Here is a 16,255-nt window from a genome sequence, read left to right on the forward strand (position 1 = left end):
GAGGATAATATAATTTTAAATTTTGAAGTCATTACGTTGCAATAAGTCCATTAATACAGTATTGCTTCCCCCTATTATTCTAAGTCGTGCGATTCTGAAAATCATTATTTGATTTGCTTTTGAGCATTTCGTGATAGTAGGTATAAATTAGCTTATAGCTGTACATAAATTAATGTAGGCATTTATTTTAGCCAATCTGTTTTCTATAGCGCTTTTCGTTTGTATGCAATACACTCTGACCTCTTTCCTATTAAAAGAGAGGCTTTGAATTTCACTCCCTTTTCCCTTGTAGGGAAAGGGCTGAAGGTTAGGTCTGTATTGCACTTAACCGAGAAATGCTATAGCAAAGCGTAGACGTGCAAGTGCAAGATGACTTTCCTATATTCCTATGTATACAATGATATGAAAATGATGATAAGCACAGGGAAAATATGTTGTTATCTCGTCAAGCTTTTGCTACACCTTTTGTAATTTGTATGTGTATTTTAGGAGTTGGCTTGATTCAATTACCCCAATTGCAAAAACTAATAAATCGCCAGCAATCTGTGTCTTTAAAAACTTTAGAGAAAGAAATAAAAGCTGAAAATCTCCGTCTTAATTTTCTCAAAAAAACACCTGCTTTTGGTTATAATAATTTATTTGCAGATTTGGTATATCTCAATTTTCTCCAATATTTCGGAGATGATGAAGTTCGGAATAAAACAGGTTACAGTTTAAGTCCAGAATATTTTGAAGTTATTCTAGAACGTGACCCACGATTTTTAGCAGCGTATCGGAGTCTTTCGATCAGCACTTCATTATATGCTGCTATGCCTGAACGTGCGATCGCACTATCAGAGAAAGGCTTAAAATCGCTATCTCCCTCGGTTCCCGAAAAGTCTTATTACATCTGGCGTTATAAAGGAGTTGATGAATTATTATTTTTAGGTAACGCTAAAGCTGCCCAACAGTCTTTTGCAACGGCGGCAAACTGGGCTAGTAAGTTTTCAGATGAAGAGAGTCAGCTTATAGCTACTACTTCCCAAAAAACTGCTGAATTCCTGAGCCGAAATCCTAACAGTAAATATGCTCAAATTTCCACTTGGGCAATGGTTTTAAATAATCACGTTGATGAAAGAACTGAGAAACGCGCAATTAAAGAAATCGAAGCTTTGGGAGGAAAAGTAGTTACAACTCCTGAAGGTACTAATAAAATTATATTTCCCCCCAAAGATTAAATCACGTATGATTGAGTAAATTAGCACCAATGTCAGTACAATTGGCAAAATCAGACTTTCAAATATTAGAGTGTTTTCCTGTTATTTTCCAGTTGCGCCCTCACCTTGAGCCGGCTAAGTTTGTAGAACAAGTTCGATATCAAATGAAAGAAGGATATCAACTTACATTCTTAGAAGTAGAGGAGCAAGCTGTGGCAGTGGCTGGATTTCGTATTTCTAATTGTTTAGCATTGGGGAAGTTTTTATACATTGATGATTTAGTTGTTGATGAGTTTAATCGGTCACATAGCTATGGTCAACAATTATTTCAGTGGCTAATTGAATATGCCAGAAATCATGAATGTAAACATCTGAGTCTGGATTCTGGTGTTCAGCGATTTGCAGCCCACAGGTTTTATCTCATGCAGCGTATGAGCATTACAAGTCATCACTTTTCAATGGAATTGTAGTGATAAGCAATTTGGTTGTGACAAATAATATTTTTTGGTATAACGGTAAATTAATTCACTCTCAAACCCTAGAATTAAACATTAATGATCCGGGTTTACTTTATGGAGCAACTGTTTTTACCACATTGCGGGTTTATGAGAATTCGCTAAATAGTAATTTAACTAATTGGCAAGCACACTGCGATCGCTTACTTTTCTCACTACAAACTTTTGGGTGGCAGCAACCCGATTGGAACCGTCTGCGTCAAGGCGCTCAAATTCTTCTGGCACACTTCCCCGTTCTCAGAATTACCCTTTTTCCCGATGGCCGGGAATGGATAACTGGCAGATTATTACCCCCAGATTTGACAGAAAAACAAAATAATGGTGTTTTATGCGCCGTTGCCAGTTCAGAATTTTCTCGCTCTCTCCCCTCTCATAAAACTGGAAACTATTTGAGTGCTTGGTTGGCAAAAACTAGCTCAGATGCTCAAGAAGCAATATTAGTTGATGCTCAAGGAAATTGGCTAGAAACCAGCACAGGCAACCTTTGGGGGTGGTGCGATCGCAGTTGGTACACGCCACCAATAAAGGCAGGAATTTTGCCGGGAATTGGGCGATCGCAACTTGTAAACTGGTTGCAAAAGCACCAACAGCCAGTGCGAGAAGAAACTTGGAGTGCCGAGTTAGTCCAGAGATTTGAAGCGATCGCTTACACTAATAGTGTGGTAGAGATTATTCCCATTCATACCGTTAATCAGCCTTCAGGGTCGCTACAATATAATCCCTACCATCAAAGTTTTCAGCTAATAAGGGAGCTTTTTTTAGCATGACAACCACGCCTAATTTGTTATATCTTAAGATAAGTTAACATAATTCTTAATAATCACCTTTCCGAGCAGAGAAGCTAGGCGATTGCGCGAAAAATACCGGAGGATAGACCTTAGTGAATAAAAGATGGAGAAATGCAGGGCTGTACGCGCTGCTGTTTATTGTCGTCATTGCGCTGGGAACAGCATTTTTGACAAACAACCCCAAAGCAGAGAAACATGGCGATACAGTCGCTTTATTCAAGAAGTTCAGCAAGGCAGAGTTGAAAAAGTCAGTTTGAGTGCAGATCGCTCTACAGCACTAGTTACACCCAAATATGACCCAGCTAAACGGATTGTTACCTTAGTCAACGATCCAGACTTGATCAATACTTTGACTTCTAAAGGCGTTGATATTTCTGTATTGCCCCAAACCGATGAAGGATTTTGGTTTAAGGCACTGAGCAGCTTATTTTTCCCTGTATTGCTTTTGGTTGGCTTATTCTTCTTGCTACGTCGCGCTCAAAGTGGCCCAGGCAGCCAAGCGATGAACTTTGGCAAATCCAAAGCCAGAGTCCAAATGGAACCACAAACTCAGGTGACATTTGGCGATGTCGCTGGTATTGACCAAGCCAAGTTGGAATTAAACGAAGTCGTAGACTTTCTGAAAAACGCCGATCGCTTTACCGCCGTTGGTGCAAAAATTCCTAAAGGTGTGTTGTTAGTTGGCCCTCCAGGTACAGGTAAAACCCTCCTCGCGCGTGCCGTAGCTGGTGAAGCTGGTGTCCCCTTCTTCTCAATCTCCGGTTCAGAATTTGTGGAAATGTTCGTAGGTGTGGGTGCATCCCGCGTCCGCGATTTATTTGAACAAGCTAAGACTAATGCTCCTTGTATCGTGTTCATCGATGAAATTGACGCCGTAGGTCGTCAACGGGGTGCAGGTTTAGGTGGTGGTAACGATGAGCGGGAACAAACCCTCAACCAGTTGCTCACAGAAATGGATGGCTTTGAGGGTAACACTGGCATCATCATTATTGCCGCTACCAACCGTCCTGATGTCCTAGATGCAGCCTTATTGCGTCCTGGTCGTTTTGACCGTCAAGTTGTGGTAGACCGTCCCGACTATGCCGGACGCAGCGAAATTCTCAAGGTTCACGCTCGTGGCAAGACCTTGGCAAAAGATGTGGACTTGGATAAAATCGCTCGTCGTACCCCTGGATTTACTGGCGCAGATTTATCCAACCTGCTGAATGAAGCCGCAATTTTGGCAGCACGCCGGAATTTGACTGAAATTTCGATGGATGAAATCAACGACGCGATTGATCGCGTATTAGCTGGGCCAGAGAAGAAAGACCGGGTGATGAGCGAGAAGCGCAAAACCTTGGTGGCATATCACGAAGCTGGTCACGCTTTAGTTGGTGCTTTGATGCCCGACTATGACCCAGTACAAAAAATTAGTATTATTCCTCGCGGTCGTGCAGGTGGTTTAACTTGGTTTACCCCCAGCGAAGACCGGATGGACACAGGTTTATACAGCCGTGCTTATCTGGAAAATCAGATGGCTGTGGCTTTGGGTGGTCGAATTGCTGAAGAATTAATCTTTGGTGAAGAAGAAGTTACCACTGGTGCTTCCAACGACTTACAACAAGTAGCCCGTGTTGCGCGTCAGATGATTACCCGATTTGGCATGAGCGATCGCTTAGGCCCTGTTGCCCTTGGTCGTCAACAAGGTAATATGTTCCTGGGACGAGATATTATGTCAGAGCGTGATTTCTCTGAAGAAACTGCCGCCGCCATTGATGAAGAAGTCCGTAAACTTGTAGATGTTGCCTATACACGCGCTAAAGAAGTGTTGGTAGGCAACCGCCACATTCTAGATCAGATAGCGCAAATGCTGGTTGACAAAGAAACAGTAGACGCTGAAGAGTTGCAAGAAATTCTGTCGAATAACGATGTGACAACTGCTGCGTTTGCCTAATTTAATCAATAGTTAGGAGTTAGGAATTCTTCCTAACTCTTAATTGTGAATAAAAGCCCGGTCTTCATGACCGGGCTTTTAATTTGGGGTTATATACCCCGGAGGTTTCGTTATAGAGTTTCAGTATAAATCGCTTGTCTGATAGAGACTACTACCTGAGCATAATTAATTCCGGAAAATTAGAAAATTTTTTAGATACACCAAATCCAAAAAGCTATAACTCTCACCTCAAAAGGAAAAAGATCCAATATAGCAAGCAACAATTTGAGAAGTCTGGACGGTGAAAAATTCCCCAATCCATCATAAGTACAATCCACGAGCTTGCTTGCCCAATTCTGACGATACCCTAACTTTCCGAATCTTGACAGTACTAGCGTTAAGAGTGACTCGATACTGAACCAGTCACCTATCTTAAACTCTGGATGTCGGTTTCAAAAATAGCCACGCCACAAAGAACGTAGCAGCTGTGAATAGTTGTGTTAAATCCAAAGCAGATAGATAGCCATCCGCAAATGAAGCAATGCTGCGATCGGTAATGCCAAATACCCAGGATGAGAGTCCAAACAGCCAAATCCCATTCTTGAGATTTCCGACGAATTCCTTAGAGTCTGATGGTTTCTGGTCTTTCATGATCTTCTGTCCCATTGGTGAAAAATTTCGTGATTGATGCAAAATACTTGCCATTAAGAATTTTTTCTGACTCCTGACGCTAAATTTACACTTCCTATTAATAATATTAATAAATATTTCACCTACTTGACTTCACTCCCAAAAGGTACATCTTATAATCTTGACATTCCCCCTTTGGTTCTGTCACCTCCGATAGACGGCAATGCGTTGAGTTATCAGCTTTACAGCGTTGGGTTTGAATACTGAAATTACATTATTTTTAAATAACCATATAAATATTCATTGATATTTGAATTAAAATACTCCATAGGATAGATGCTTTTCATAAAAATATTCAAATTCTAATTACATGGAGATGTGTAGTGGCGCACAGATGTACGCCACTAGACTATGAGCTAAATTTCAGGGTCAACCAAGCGGGTAGTGGGACGACTTTGATATAAATCTTGAACGACTTGGATAGCAGAAACTACAGCTACAAGGGCAATGACTGCAACAGGTAACAAACCTTTGCCAAAGATAGCGATCGCTAGCAGCGCAACTGCACCCCCAAGTCTATATTGGGAACGAATTCTGCAATAACGGATTACCCCAAATCTGTGGAGAATACTGACAGCTAGAGAACACAATGCTACTGAACCACAGATGAGCCATCGTTGGGAGTCGGGTAGTGCTAAAGTTGGCTTACTCAACAAGATTTGTTCTACGCCGACTCCAGCAGCAGCAATCCCAATCACTAGGGGTAAATGGGTGTAAAGCCAGAGATTAACAACACCAACTTTTCCATGCGATCGCGCCATCTCAATAGGTTTACCACCAAGGTTATCAAAATAGACCCACCACCAACTAAAGGCGATAACTAGACCAAATACGGCGGAAATTACGGTTAAAACATCCCATTTCTGCTCAGAAACACCATTGACCACTGCAATGATCGCTTCACCCAAAACAATAATGGTAAATAACCCGAAACGTTCTGGTAAGTGGGAGGCGTGGGGGAGTAACCCAATCTGAAACTTATGTCCTGTTAAGGGTGTAGCAAAGTCAATAATGATTCCCAGCGCCCAGAATCCGAACCGCCAAGGGATAGGTACGAATGCCGATATTAACCAAAGCAAGGCTGCGATCGCAAAACCAATAGCGTAGCGAGTAGTTAAAGGACGCGCTGAAGGGATATGTTTTCCAGCGCGGAGGTACTCTATAACCAGTACAACCCGACCAAAAGCATAGGAAATTGCAAAACCAGGGGAACTCTCACCCAAACCGTGGTGGATATTAATAGCCATCGCTGCTGCTGTCAGCATTTGTATACCAATCAGTAGCCGATGTCCCACATCATCGCTGTCAAAGCGGTTGGCATAGAATGTGGTGCCAATCCATGACCACCAAACTGGTATAAATAGAACTGCAAACCCAAACAATCCTGAAAAAGAGATATCTTCATTGAGATTGTGGGCAAGTTGAGAAACTGCAACTACAAAAACCAAATCATAAAACAGTTCCAGCCAAGTGGCGCGTCGTTCTTCTTCACTGTCTTCACCAATGCGTAACCTTGGCGGTTGCAGAAAATTTGCCATAGTGCTAATTGCGAATCGCTAATTGTTTTTTACCATTAGCTGTCATCCATTAGCGAGTGCATAAACAAATGTTTCTACGTAAATTGCTAAAAACCTGCTGAAAATTCAGTAAATTTGGCATTGTCCTAATCTCCTTCAATGTACTGCCAACCCATGCTGGTGAGTTGTTGAACAGTAGGCAGTTCTATATGAATATACCCAGGAGTTTGTTGGGGCATAAATTATTTTGACAAGTCTTGTAGAATAATTTTAATGAATCCACTCTATCCGTTTTCGAGTAATAATACTTAATTTATATTTTTTTGGTATAGAAAGTTCTAATTAGAAGCGATTGATTAATAACTGATGATATGCTGTCTAATAATGCTGGGTTAGGTCTTTGAACCTACCGTGAAATGCCTAAAAGCATCTTGTCCCAAGTGGGTAGCTGTTCCATCTGTGATAAACTACAGAAGAGGAAGAAACAATAAAGATCCACCTTGACTAGGAGTTTCTTTATACCTGTTAGAAATAATAGGTATTGGTTATACTCTACACCTTAGTAGAGGAGACAGGTGAGGGAGTGTCTAGCGTTCTCTGTCCGCCTTAGCAGTAAGGACTTCCAAATAATTAAACTATTACAAAATAAAAATATGTCCAAGGATTTGGACGACTTACTCATTGAATACTTTCAGCCTGAGAAGCTAAAGGCTGCGTTTAAAGCTTACGAACAACAAAAAACGGATTTCTTGCAGCAGGGTAAGCCAAAAGTGCAGATGGGGGTAGATGGTATTTCTTACCCAACCTTTAAAAAGGAGCTTGATTTACGTTGTCAGCTTCTATCAAATAGATTACTTAAAGGTACATATCAGTTTTATACTTTTCGAGAAATAGAAATTCCCAAGCCATCTGGTGGAAAGCGAGTTTTATCGATTGCTACTATACGTGATGTTATTGTCCAAAAAGTATTATATGATGCTATTTACAAAGAGATCGAAAAAGATTTTAAAGCTACACTTAGATTAGATAGAGTGTCTTGTGCATATAGAAAGGGAAAGTCTGCACCGTATGCAGCGAGCTTGATTCATCAATATATTAAACAAGGTTTTATATTTGCCTTAGATGCTGATACAGCGCTTCCGCCTGTTATAAGGTACACTAGGTTAAAATATAAATACTTTTAAATGAAGTCATACTCTATCGAGCTTCGAGAAAAAATAGTTGCAGCACATATTCAAAAAAATATCTCAATCAGGAAAGTAGCTAACATATTTTCTGTCTCAAAGAGTTTAGTGCAAAAGCTTGTAAAACAACAAAAACTTGAAGGAAATTTACAACCAAAGCCGCGAGGAAAACCACAATTTAGTCATCTGACAAATGCTGACATAGAGTTAAGAGAATTAGTTGAAGCACATCCAGATGCAACATTGATAGAGTTGTGTGAATTATTTGCAGACAAAACTGGTAATTGGGTAGGTCGAAGTGCAATGTGTCGTGCCTTACAAAAATTAGGATTAAATCGTAAAAAAAAACATTGCGGAGTAGTCAAGCAGCAACAGAAAGAGTTCAAAAACTAAGAGTAGAATATTGGGAACAGGTCAGAGATATAGATCCAGATAACTTAGTATTCCTAGATGAGACAGGAGTTTTATTAGGTCTGGCAAGAACTCATGCGCGTTCGCAACAAGGAACAAGAGCTTACGACCAAAAACCATTTTATAGAGGTGCAAAAGTCACAGTAATTGGAGCAATTAGTATTAAAAAAGTAGTGGCGTTAATGACGATGAATAACTCAATGGATAGCCAAGCATTTGATGTATTCATTGAGAAGTTTTTAGCGCCTAATTTATGGACAGGAGCAGTAGTCGTCATGGATAACTTACCTGCCCATAAACTAGCATCAATTGTACCAATGATTGAAGCTGTAGGTGCGAAAGTTATTTGTTTATCCTCATACTCTCCTGATTTTAATCCAATCGAGTTATGGTGGTCACAACTCAAATCTTTTTTACGCAGTTTTGCTCCAACTACAACAGAAATGGTTGATACAGTAATCTCAGTTGCACTCGACTTAATGAATCCTCAACATTTAAAAAACTGGTTTACTAATTGTTGCTATTGTACCTCATAACACCGGGAAGTGCTGTATAGTAAAATTTTTCGATAGGTTATCTCACGAGTATCTTTTTGAAATTATAGAGAGAAAGTTTGGTCAAGATACTCTAGCTACTAAATTATTAAGACGGTTTATCAAAGCTGGTGGACTTCCACATAAAAATCAACGTGGCAAAACATACAGATACCATTTTTTTCATCATCATAAGCCTATTCTAAATAATCAAAGAATTATAAGAACTCAGGGTATTCCTCAAGGTGGTGTACTTTCGGGAATGCTAGCAAATTTATATTTACATGAATTTGATTGTTGGGTTCTCAATGATTTATCGAAAAAATATTCTCTGAGATACGTGCGTTATGCGGATGATTTTGTAATACTTTTAAAAGAAAAAGAATTAATTCCTCTAGTACATCAAAAAGTTGCTCAAAAATTACAAGATATAAAGCTGGAATTACATACTGATGAAAGTAAAACAAAATATGTTGATATAGCTAAAGATTTTCTAGAGTTTGTTGGTTTTCAATTTACTCTTGAGCATATCAAAGTTAAACCAGCAAACATTTTAAGATTTCAGCAAAGAATTATAGAAAAGATTAATAAAGAGCAGTCTTATAAAACTGGTGAAAATTTTGAGCGTAGATTTAGCTTTTTTATCAAATATGTGATTAATAAAAAAGTAACAGGGCGTGGTGAGAAAATATGTGATGTATGCGGTGGTGTGCTAGGAGAAAGAGTAAAAAGTTGGATGGGCTTTTTTATGGTTATTACAGACATCCAACAAATACGCGAATTGGATAAATGGATCCGGAAAGGAGTCAGCAAACACTTTTATAAAAATTACAAACTTCGTCTGAAAAAATCAGATTTTAAAAATGCAGGATTAATTACTCTTGAGCAAGAGTATTACAGACTTCGTAAACGAAAAGCCTGTTCATGTGAAAAATTTAATTGTTCTTCAAGTCCAATAAATTGATATTAACGCCATACAGCATACAGAAGTAAGGCAAACTCGATGTTGGAATTTTATTTGGAACTTTCTTGAGAGAACATTCAAGAAGTTATTTGCTCTTTTATGTTTAGCCAGTTTTGCTCATGCAAACGCTGCCAAACTTTGCGAATATCTTCAGGCTTAAATAGCTTGCGCTTGCGTATACCAAATGGGTTGCCGCAGGCGATCGCCTGCTTACTATCCTGTGCTAGTTTGGGATAACAACTCAAAAATAATTACCTGCACATCTGGTAGTTGCGGAAAAACTGATTATATCAGTGGCTTGATATTAGCCCAAATGGTGACATCAATTTGTTAAAAGTGATATTAATATGTTGACAGAGACAAATTATTAATTAATGTACAAGTTTCAAAGCGGGCGATGGGACTCGAACCCACGACGTTCACCATGGGAAGATGACATTCTACCACTGAATTACACCCGCGAACTATGCCTTGAGCTTATGAACGAGACTAATTATACCATTATTTATAGCTGTTTTCAATCGTCCCTAATTCAATTAAATGACATTGGAAGCCCCAACCGTAAGCGAAGCAGGTTGAGGTACTTCACCTAAAGAACCATATCCTTACCTGCCTCAGTGAAGCGAACCTCTTTAATATTCCATTGAGCATTACTCGTTAGAGTTTTGCGAAGACTGCTAAACAAAGCAAACTGTTCACAACTAGAAAGAGAAGCTATTTGCCGCTTTGAATCAGGAGATATTCGCAAATCAACTGTAGCAATGCCATTTTTGATGTTGACACGATACCCAGACAAGCTAAAGTCGCTAGTATCTCGTTTTGCTAAGATTTTACCCACTACATTTGTCACTGGCTCCTCGGCTGATACCGAAACCTTTTCTGGAATTAGTTCTTGGCATTGGGTATCACTTGTGTATACTGTGACATTAGTAGTTTTGCTACTAACAGCTTTAGGAGTTGATGAGGAAGGTGTATTTTCCTTAGGAAATTCTTGACTAGAAGATTTTTCTCTTAACTGAGCTACGCTAGGAATTTGGCTGGGAGTCTGAGACGATAAGCCATTTGTCGGTGTTGTGGTAGCGAATGGCGTTCCTCTGTCAATATTACCAGTGGTGGGGTTAGAACTACAACTGCTGAGGCTGACAACCATTGTCACAAAAATAAAGGGTAAAAAATGTCTCTTGGTTGTTTTCATAAAGTTCGCTTATAAATGGTGTTGCTACTATCAATTTCAGTGTATCTGGTATCAATTCCGCATAAACTTGTGAATATTGAGCCAGTCTATAAAGTGTCAACCCGAAATCTCTTTAAGTCAAGGGCTATACTATGTACCGAAATTACAGAAAAACAATAGTCGCAGATATGAACTCTCCACTTCTTCTATGGCTGAATTCTGGATTCTGCATTTTTCTTCAGCAGAATACCTGTCATCTCTCTCGCCAATTTTGTTAACACCACGGTCTTTCCCCTAAGACTTGAGAAAGCAGTAACAACTTATTCAGCCTTATAGAAGCGCCAAGCTATAACTGATCAAAAATCGTGATTCCTGAGAAAAACCTATATCTTTAGGTTGCTGATTAAAAGCAAACTCTTAGTTTTCGCTACTTTTTGGCTTCGTCAATTGCTGCACTAACAATTGCACTCCTAAAGCCAACAAACCAATTGCCACTATACCAAATATCCCGCTTCCTAAAGCAACTACACCAACAACCAGAGTTCTAACAGCAGAAGAAATCTTAATTACCAATGGATTAATTGAATGGAGAGGTTTACTAGCAAAATTTGTCGCGATCGCAATCATCAGCGAATACATTGCATATCCCATTCCTCCAGAAATAACCGCCCCAATTAAACAGCGTAAAGGGCTTGTTGTTGGCTGTATTTTAGTATCCGTTTGTGGCGTTAAGTTTTGATCATTCATAGAATTTTGGATTTTAAATTTTAGATTAGGCCATTAAGAATAATTCTTGTCTACTCCCAATGCTTAATTAACGAAAAATTATTTAAACAGACGATACCACTTTAATACCATGTGTGATTGTCCGAGTTACAAATAATTCTAAGTCCTCATCAAGAATTGCTTTTCTCACTTGCAGCTGAACTTCTTTTGCCTGCTCTTGAGACTCAAAAAGAGCAAATACTGTTGGCCCAGAACCAGACATCATTGTTCCTAAAACGCCTTCCTGATTGGCAAATACTTCTCGCAACTGCAAAACTTGGGGATAGGCTGGCAATACCACGCGCTCTAAATCATTGTGCAATTTTTGGGCAATTTCTCGCGTATCTTTATCCAAGATAGCTTTGACTATTGCTCCTGAATGAACTGCATTAGCACGTGCTGCCAAGTTATCGGTATCCCTAATATAAGAATTGCTAAACTGGTGTCGATAGGTTTTGTATGCCCAAGGTGTGGAAACTTCCAGACTGCGGTATTTCCCCAATACTATATATATGTTATCTAAACTCGGCAGGGGAGAAAGTTGCTCACCCCTACCTGTTGCGATCGCAGTTCCACCCGCCACACAAAATGGTATATCTGAACCAAGTGTACTTCCCAACTCCTCTAATTCGGACTGAGTTAGCCCCAATTTCCACAGTAAATCTATTCCCACCAACACAGCTGCTGCATTCGTCGAACCCCCAGCCAACCCAGCCGCGACAGGAATCTGTTTATTGATGGTAATCTCCACACCGCCATATTTAGCAAAGGCTTCGGGAAATTGCCTGACCATTAATTCTGCTGCCCGGTATGCCAGATTAGTTTTATCTGTCGGTACTTGTGGGTGGTTGCAGTGAACACGGATATTGTCAGTGCTGATAGAATGCACATGAATTTGGTCTGCAAGCCCGATGCTTTGAAGTATCATGGCTAACTCGTGATAGGCATCGGGGCGATTGCCAATGATTTCCAGATACAAGTTGATTTTGGCAGGGGCAATTAGGCTGTAGGAATGCATTTTCTGGGAGGGGGGAATGAAGAATGGGGAATGAAGCATGGGGAATGGGAAAAAATCTGCCTTTTTCCCTACTCCCTATTTTCTACTCCCAATTCATTTGCTAAAATTACCCATTGCTGAACGCTGAGGTCTTCGGCTCTAGCTTGGGGATTTATTTTTAATTGTTCCAGTAAGTGGCTCAAGCGATCGCGTTCCATAACAGATTGCAAATTATTTCGTAACATTTTGCGCTTGGCACCAAACCCCAACTTTAAGAAATTCTCTAACTGTCGGGGATTAAGCGCTGGTATTTCTATTTTTCGTGGGCGCAATCGCACCACTGCTGAATCGACTTTTGGCGGTGGATGGAATGCAGTGGCGGGGACTGGGCAGATTAACTCACACTCAGCCAAATATTGTACCCGTACACTTAACGCCCCAAAAGCTTTTGAACCTGATTTAGCATATAACCTTTCTGCTACTTCTTTTTGTACCAGCAACACTATTGAGTCAAATGGTTCAGGGTTGGGGTTAGCGATCGTACCCAGTAGTTTCTCAATGATTGGCCCTGTAATATTGTAGGGAATATTGGCTACTACCTTATTTGGCGTTTGGAAATTGTGAAAGGCTGCCAGATAAGATGGTAAATCTAGAGTGAGAAAATCCCCTTGCAGTAGTAAAAAATTTTCAGTCTTACCAAGCTGCTTTGAGAGCAGTTGGCATAAATCGCGGTCTATTTCAACTGCAACCAGAGATTGCACTAAGGGTAATAAACGACGAGTCAGAATGCCTGTTCCAGGGCCAATTTCTAGGATGCGATCGCCTTTGATAGAGCGATCGCTTTCTGTACACTCAGCTGCTTTAATAATTGCGTCGAGCGCCTTTTCACTTTTGAGCCAATGTTGAGCAAAGACCTTACGCGGTCGGATCATCTGTATTTATTGCCTAGTCTAGTTTTTAGCTTTTTCTCAAAAATTAATTATAAATTTTAAAGTCCCTCTACAGCGCTAGACTCACTGTAACTCCTATCTTCTCTTCCAAACGCTCTCTGAACGTAGCGGTGGCGATCGCGTAAATATCCATACAAGCGTCGCCTGTTGGATCAGAGCCTCAAACCGCAAGTTCCTCAACAATTATGCTCTTATATATAGTTAGTTGGAACGTTTGGATTTAGGATAAATCCTTCAAGCAAGACGACCTCCTGCCTTTTTGGATAATCCCTCAACTTTCATCACATGCCATTTAGGGACAAGCAAAGTGCATTATTCACACAGTCAATTTTAGCGATCGTGTTTTCGCCTCCCTCGCCTTGCTTAAGCCATCTACCTGAAAGTAGTGCCAGTCAAACGATTAGTCATTTTTAGAAAAAAATAAATTTACCCCTTGACAAACTAGGGGATGACTAGTTATTCTAGTTAAGTCGGGAAGCAAAAGAACGCAAACGACGGCTGAACCTAAAAAACATAATACTTTGAAAGCTTAAGAAAAAACCAATCCTCGTCAAAAGATTTTATTTTTGGTAATTACCAAAAAGATAATCAAGAATATAGATAGGATTCCGGGAAATATTTTTTTCGGAGCCACAAACTCGAAACACAACAAAACGGAGAGTTTGATCCTGGCTCAGGATGAACGCTGGCGGTATGCTTAACACATGCAAGTCGAACGGTGCTTTAGGGCACAGTGGCGGACGGGTGAGTAACGCGTGAGAATCTGGCTCTAGGTCTGGGACAACCACTGGAAACGGTGGCTAATACCGGATGTGCCGAGAGGTGAAAGGTTAACTGCCTAGAGATGAGCTCGCGTCTGATTAGCTAGTTGGAAGTGTAATGGACTCCCAAGGCGACGATCAGTAGCTGGTCTGAGAGGACGATCAGCCACACTGGGACTGAGACACGGCCCAGACTCCTACGGGAGGCAGCAGTGGGGAATTTTCCGCAATGGGCGAAAGCCTGACGGAGCAATACCGCGTGAGGGAGGAAGGCTCTTGGGTCGTAAACCTCTTTTCTCAGGGAAGAACACAATGACGGTACCTGAGGAATAAGCATCGGCTAACTCCGTGCCAGCAGCCGCGGTAATACGGAGGATGCAAGCGTTATCCGGAATGATTGGGCGTAAAGCGTCCGCAGGTGGCAATGTAAGTCTGCTGTTAAAGAGTGAGGCTCAACCTCATAAGAGCAGTGGAAACTACATAGCTAGAGTACGTTCGGGGCAGAGGGAATTCCTGGTGTAGCGGTGAAATGCGTAGAGATCAGGAAGAACACCGGTGGCGAAGGCGCTCTGCTAGGCCGTAACTGACACTGAGGGACGAAAGCTAGGGGAGCGAATGGGATTAGATACCCCAGTAGTCCTAGCCGTAAACGATGGATACTAGGCGTGGCTTGTATCGACCCGAGCCGTGCCGTAGCTAACGCGTTAAGTATCCCGCCTGGGGAGTACGCCGGCAACGGTGAAACTCAAAGGAATTGACGGGGGCCCGCACAAGCGGTGGAGTATGTGGTTTAATTCGATGCAACGCGAAGAACCTTACCAAGGCTTGACATGTCGCGAATCTTGATGAAAGTTGAGAGTGCCTTCGGGAGCGCGAACACAGGTGGTGCATGGCTGTCGTCAGCTCGTGTCGTGAGATGTTGGGTTAAGTCCCGCAACGAGCGCAACCCTCGTTTTTAGTTGCCAGCATTAAGTTGGGCACTCTAGAGAGACTGCCGGTGACAAACCGGAGGAAGGTGGGGATGACGTCAAGTCAGCATGCCCCTTACGCCTTGGGCTACACACGTACTACAATGCTCCGGACAGAGGGCAGCAAGCATGCGAATGCAAGCAAATCCCGTAAACCGGAGCTCAGTTCAGATCGCAGGCTGCAACTCGCCTGCGTGAAGGAGGAATCGCTAGTAATTGCAGGTCAGCATACTGCAGTGAATTCGTTCCCGGGCCTTGTACACACCGCCCGTCACACCATGGAAGCTGGTAGTGCCCGAAGTCATTACTCCAACCTTTCGGGGGGGAGGATGCCTAAGGCAGGACTGGTGACTGGGGTGAAGTCGTAACAAGGTAGCCGTACCGGAAGGTGTGGCTGGATCACCTCCTTTTTAGGGAGACCTACACCCCTTACATATCGAAAAGCATACAGCTATATAGATAGTAAGTTGGTCATTCCTTAGGTCGGTCGCAAAGACTTGCAATATGTAAAAAGCTTTCAAACTATGATTTGGTTCGAAATGGGCTATTAGCTCAGGTGGTTAGAGCGCACCCCTGATAAGGGTGAGGTCCCTGGTTCGAGTCCAGGATGGCCCACCTGAATCAATTAAAAATGTAGAATTAGAAATTACAAGTTTTTTTAATTTTTAATTATCAATTTTTAATTGTATCTGGGGGTTTAGCTCAGTTGGTAGAGCGCCTGCTTTGCAAGCAGGATGTCAGCGGTTCGAGTCCGCTAACCTCCACCTGTGGTAATTGCCATTGAAAAAACAAAAAATATTGAGAGTTCAGCAACGTGACATTGATTGTCAGACTGCTGAGATTATTCTCAGCCAGAACCTTGAAAACTGCATAGTAACGCGAAATTAGCAGGCAGACACAGACATTCTTTATGGATGTTGTAGTGAATGC

Annotated in this window: 14 protein-coding genes, 3 tRNA genes, 1 rRNA gene and 1 pseudogene; 11 read left to right on the forward strand and 8 right to left on the reverse strand. The window is 41.3% G+C overall.

Annotated elements, in window-relative coordinates; all coding sequences use genetic code 11:
* Positions 1-431 precede the first annotated feature (431 nt).
* From ANSO36C_RS07515 to ftsH3, 4 genes and pseudogenes are all read left to right on the forward strand, one after another.
* Complete coding sequence (locus ANSO36C_RS07515) at positions 432-1,217, forward strand: hypothetical protein (RefSeq protein WP_251959024.1); 786 nt, start codon at positions 432-434, stop codon at positions 1,215-1,217.
* A gap of 29 nt (positions 1,218-1,246) precedes the next feature.
* A complete protein-coding gene (locus ANSO36C_RS07520) occupies positions 1,247-1,666 on the forward strand; it encodes a GNAT family N-acetyltransferase (RefSeq protein WP_251959025.1) in 420 nt (139 codons plus the stop codon).
* Between the two features lie 17 nt (positions 1,667-1,683).
* The gene (locus ANSO36C_RS07525; RefSeq protein ID WP_251959026.1) at positions 1,684-2,478 is read left to right on the forward strand and encodes an aminotransferase class IV; all 795 of its coding nucleotides are present in this window, start codon (positions 1,684-1,686) and stop codon (positions 2,476-2,478) included.
* A gap of 113 nt (positions 2,479-2,591) precedes the next feature.
* Positions 2,592-4,432: pseudogene (gene ftsH3 / locus ANSO36C_RS07530) on the forward strand (ATP-dependent zinc metalloprotease FtsH3).
* A gap of 411 nt (positions 4,433-4,843) precedes the next feature.
* Here the strand turns inward: ftsH3 and ANSO36C_RS07535 are convergent.
* Together ANSO36C_RS07535 and ANSO36C_RS07540 are read right to left on the reverse strand one after the other, a co-directional pair.
* Positions 4,844-5,062 (reverse strand): hypothetical protein, encoded by a 219-nt coding sequence (locus tag ANSO36C_RS07535; protein WP_094330884.1) that lies wholly within the window; start codon positions 5,060-5,062, stop codon positions 4,844-4,846.
* Between the two features lie 395 nt (positions 5,063-5,457).
* A complete protein-coding gene (locus tag ANSO36C_RS07540; protein WP_251959027.1) occupies positions 5,458-6,639 on the reverse strand; it encodes a low temperature requirement protein A in 1,182 nt (393 codons plus the stop codon).
* A 632-nt stretch (positions 6,640-7,271) separates the two neighbouring features.
* Between ANSO36C_RS07540 and ANSO36C_RS07545 the strand changes: the two genes are divergently transcribed.
* The 4 genes from ANSO36C_RS07545 (at position 7,272) to ANSO36C_RS07560 (ending at position 9,710) form a co-directional block, all read left to right on the forward strand.
* On the forward strand, positions 7,272-7,802 hold the full coding sequence (locus ANSO36C_RS07545; RefSeq protein ID WP_251959028.1) for a reverse transcriptase family protein: 531 nt from the start codon (positions 7,272-7,274) through the stop codon (positions 7,800-7,802).
* Complete coding sequence (locus ANSO36C_RS07550) at positions 7,803-8,195, forward strand: helix-turn-helix domain-containing protein (protein ID WP_251955951.1); 393 nt, start codon at positions 7,803-7,805, stop codon at positions 8,193-8,195.
* A complete protein-coding gene (locus ANSO36C_RS07555; protein WP_251955950.1) occupies positions 8,153-8,749 on the forward strand; it encodes an IS630 family transposase in 597 nt (198 codons plus the stop codon). Before ANSO36C_RS07550 ends, ANSO36C_RS07555 begins: the two co-directional genes overlap by 43 nt.
* Before the next feature lie 64 nt (positions 8,750-8,813).
* The gene (locus ANSO36C_RS07560; RefSeq protein ID WP_323374598.1) at positions 8,814-9,710 is read left to right on the forward strand and encodes a reverse transcriptase domain-containing protein; all 897 of its coding nucleotides are present in this window, start codon (positions 8,814-8,816) and stop codon (positions 9,708-9,710) included.
* 77 nt (positions 9,711-9,787) lie between these two features.
* Here the strand turns inward: ANSO36C_RS07560 and ANSO36C_RS07565 are convergent, their stop codons facing one another.
* The 6 genes from ANSO36C_RS07565 to rsmA all read right to left on the reverse strand — a co-directional run bounded on the left by ANSO36C_RS07565 (position 9,788) and on the right by rsmA (position 13,578).
* A complete protein-coding gene (locus tag ANSO36C_RS07565; RefSeq protein WP_251959030.1) occupies positions 9,788-9,955 on the reverse strand; it encodes a hypothetical protein in 168 nt (55 codons plus the stop codon).
* Positions 9,956-10,099: 144 nt separating this feature from the next.
* Positions 10,100-10,171, reverse strand: a tRNA-Gly gene (locus ANSO36C_RS07570).
* A 128-nt stretch (positions 10,172-10,299) separates the two neighbouring features.
* A complete protein-coding gene (locus ANSO36C_RS07575; RefSeq protein WP_251959031.1) occupies positions 10,300-10,905 on the reverse strand; it encodes a GerMN domain-containing protein in 606 nt (201 codons plus the stop codon).
* A gap of 396 nt (positions 10,906-11,301) precedes the next feature.
* Positions 11,302-11,631 carry a DUF3082 domain-containing protein gene (locus ANSO36C_RS07580; RefSeq protein ID WP_251959032.1) on the reverse strand — a complete coding sequence of 110 codons (330 nt, stop codon included), beginning with the start codon at positions 11,629-11,631 and terminating at the stop codon, positions 11,302-11,304.
* 82 nt (positions 11,632-11,713) lie between these two features.
* Positions 11,714-12,667 carry a 4-(cytidine 5'-diphospho)-2-C-methyl-D-erythritol kinase gene (ispE, locus tag ANSO36C_RS07585; RefSeq protein ID WP_251959033.1) on the reverse strand — a complete coding sequence of 318 codons (954 nt, stop codon included), beginning with the start codon at positions 12,665-12,667 and terminating at the stop codon, positions 11,714-11,716.
* Between the two features lie 68 nt (positions 12,668-12,735).
* The gene (rsmA, locus tag ANSO36C_RS07590; protein ID WP_251959034.1) at positions 12,736-13,578 is read right to left on the reverse strand and encodes a 16S rRNA (adenine(1518)-N(6)/adenine(1519)-N(6))-dimethyltransferase RsmA; all 843 of its coding nucleotides are present in this window, start codon (positions 13,576-13,578) and stop codon (positions 12,736-12,738) included.
* Positions 13,579-14,246: 668 nt separating this feature from the next.
* Here rsmA and ANSO36C_RS07595 point away from each other — a divergent pair.
* The 3 genes from ANSO36C_RS07595 to ANSO36C_RS07605 all read left to right on the forward strand — a co-directional run bounded on the left by ANSO36C_RS07595 (position 14,247) and on the right by ANSO36C_RS07605 (position 16,089).
* Positions 14,247-15,735, forward strand: a 16S ribosomal RNA gene (locus tag ANSO36C_RS07595).
* A gap of 131 nt (positions 15,736-15,866) precedes the next feature.
* Positions 15,867-15,940, forward strand: a tRNA-Ile gene (locus ANSO36C_RS07600).
* Positions 15,941-16,016: 76 nt separating this feature from the next.
* Positions 16,017-16,089: transfer RNA gene (locus ANSO36C_RS07605), tRNA-Ala, on the forward strand.
* The last annotated feature ends 166 nt before the right edge of the window (positions 16,090-16,255 follow it).

The organism is Nostoc cf. commune SO-36 (genome assembly GCF_023734775.1).
Classification (GTDB): Bacteria; Cyanobacteriota; Cyanobacteriia; order Cyanobacteriales; family Nostocaceae; genus Nostoc; species Nostoc commune_A.

What these genes read in the sequence shown, in the direction of transcription:
- ANSO36C_RS07515 (WP_251959024.1), top strand. Translation starts at nt 432, where the DNA reads ATGTTGTTATCTCGTCAAGCTTTTGCTACACCTTTTGTAATTTGTATG.
- ANSO36C_RS07520 (WP_251959025.1), top strand. Translation starts at nt 1,247, where the DNA reads ATGTCAGTACAATTGGCAAAATCAGACTTTCAAATATTAGAGTGTTTT.
- ANSO36C_RS07535 (WP_094330884.1), bottom strand. Translation starts at nt 5,062, where the DNA reads ATGAAAGACCAGAAACCATCAGACTCTAAGGAATTCGTCGGAAATCTC.
- ANSO36C_RS07540 (WP_251959027.1), bottom strand. Translation starts at nt 6,639, where the DNA reads ATGGCAAATTTTCTGCAACCGCCAAGGTTACGCATTGGTGAAGACAGT.
- ANSO36C_RS07545 (WP_251959028.1), top strand. Translation starts at nt 7,272, where the DNA reads ATGTCCAAGGATTTGGACGACTTACTCATTGAATACTTTCAGCCTGAG.
- ANSO36C_RS07550 (WP_251955951.1), top strand. Translation starts at nt 7,803, where the DNA reads ATGAAGTCATACTCTATCGAGCTTCGAGAAAAAATAGTTGCAGCACAT.
- ANSO36C_RS07575 (WP_251959031.1), bottom strand. Translation starts at nt 10,905, where the DNA reads ATGAAAACAACCAAGAGACATTTTTTACCCTTTATTTTTGTGACAATG.
- ANSO36C_RS07580 (WP_251959032.1), bottom strand. Translation starts at nt 11,631, where the DNA reads ATGAATGATCAAAACTTAACGCCACAAACGGATACTAAAATACAGCCA.
- ispE (WP_251959033.1), bottom strand. Translation starts at nt 12,667, where the DNA reads ATGCATTCCTACAGCCTAATTGCCCCTGCCAAAATCAACTTGTATCTG.
- rsmA (WP_251959034.1), bottom strand. Translation starts at nt 13,578, where the DNA reads ATGATCCGACCGCGTAAGGTCTTTGCTCAACATTGGCTCAAAAGTGAA.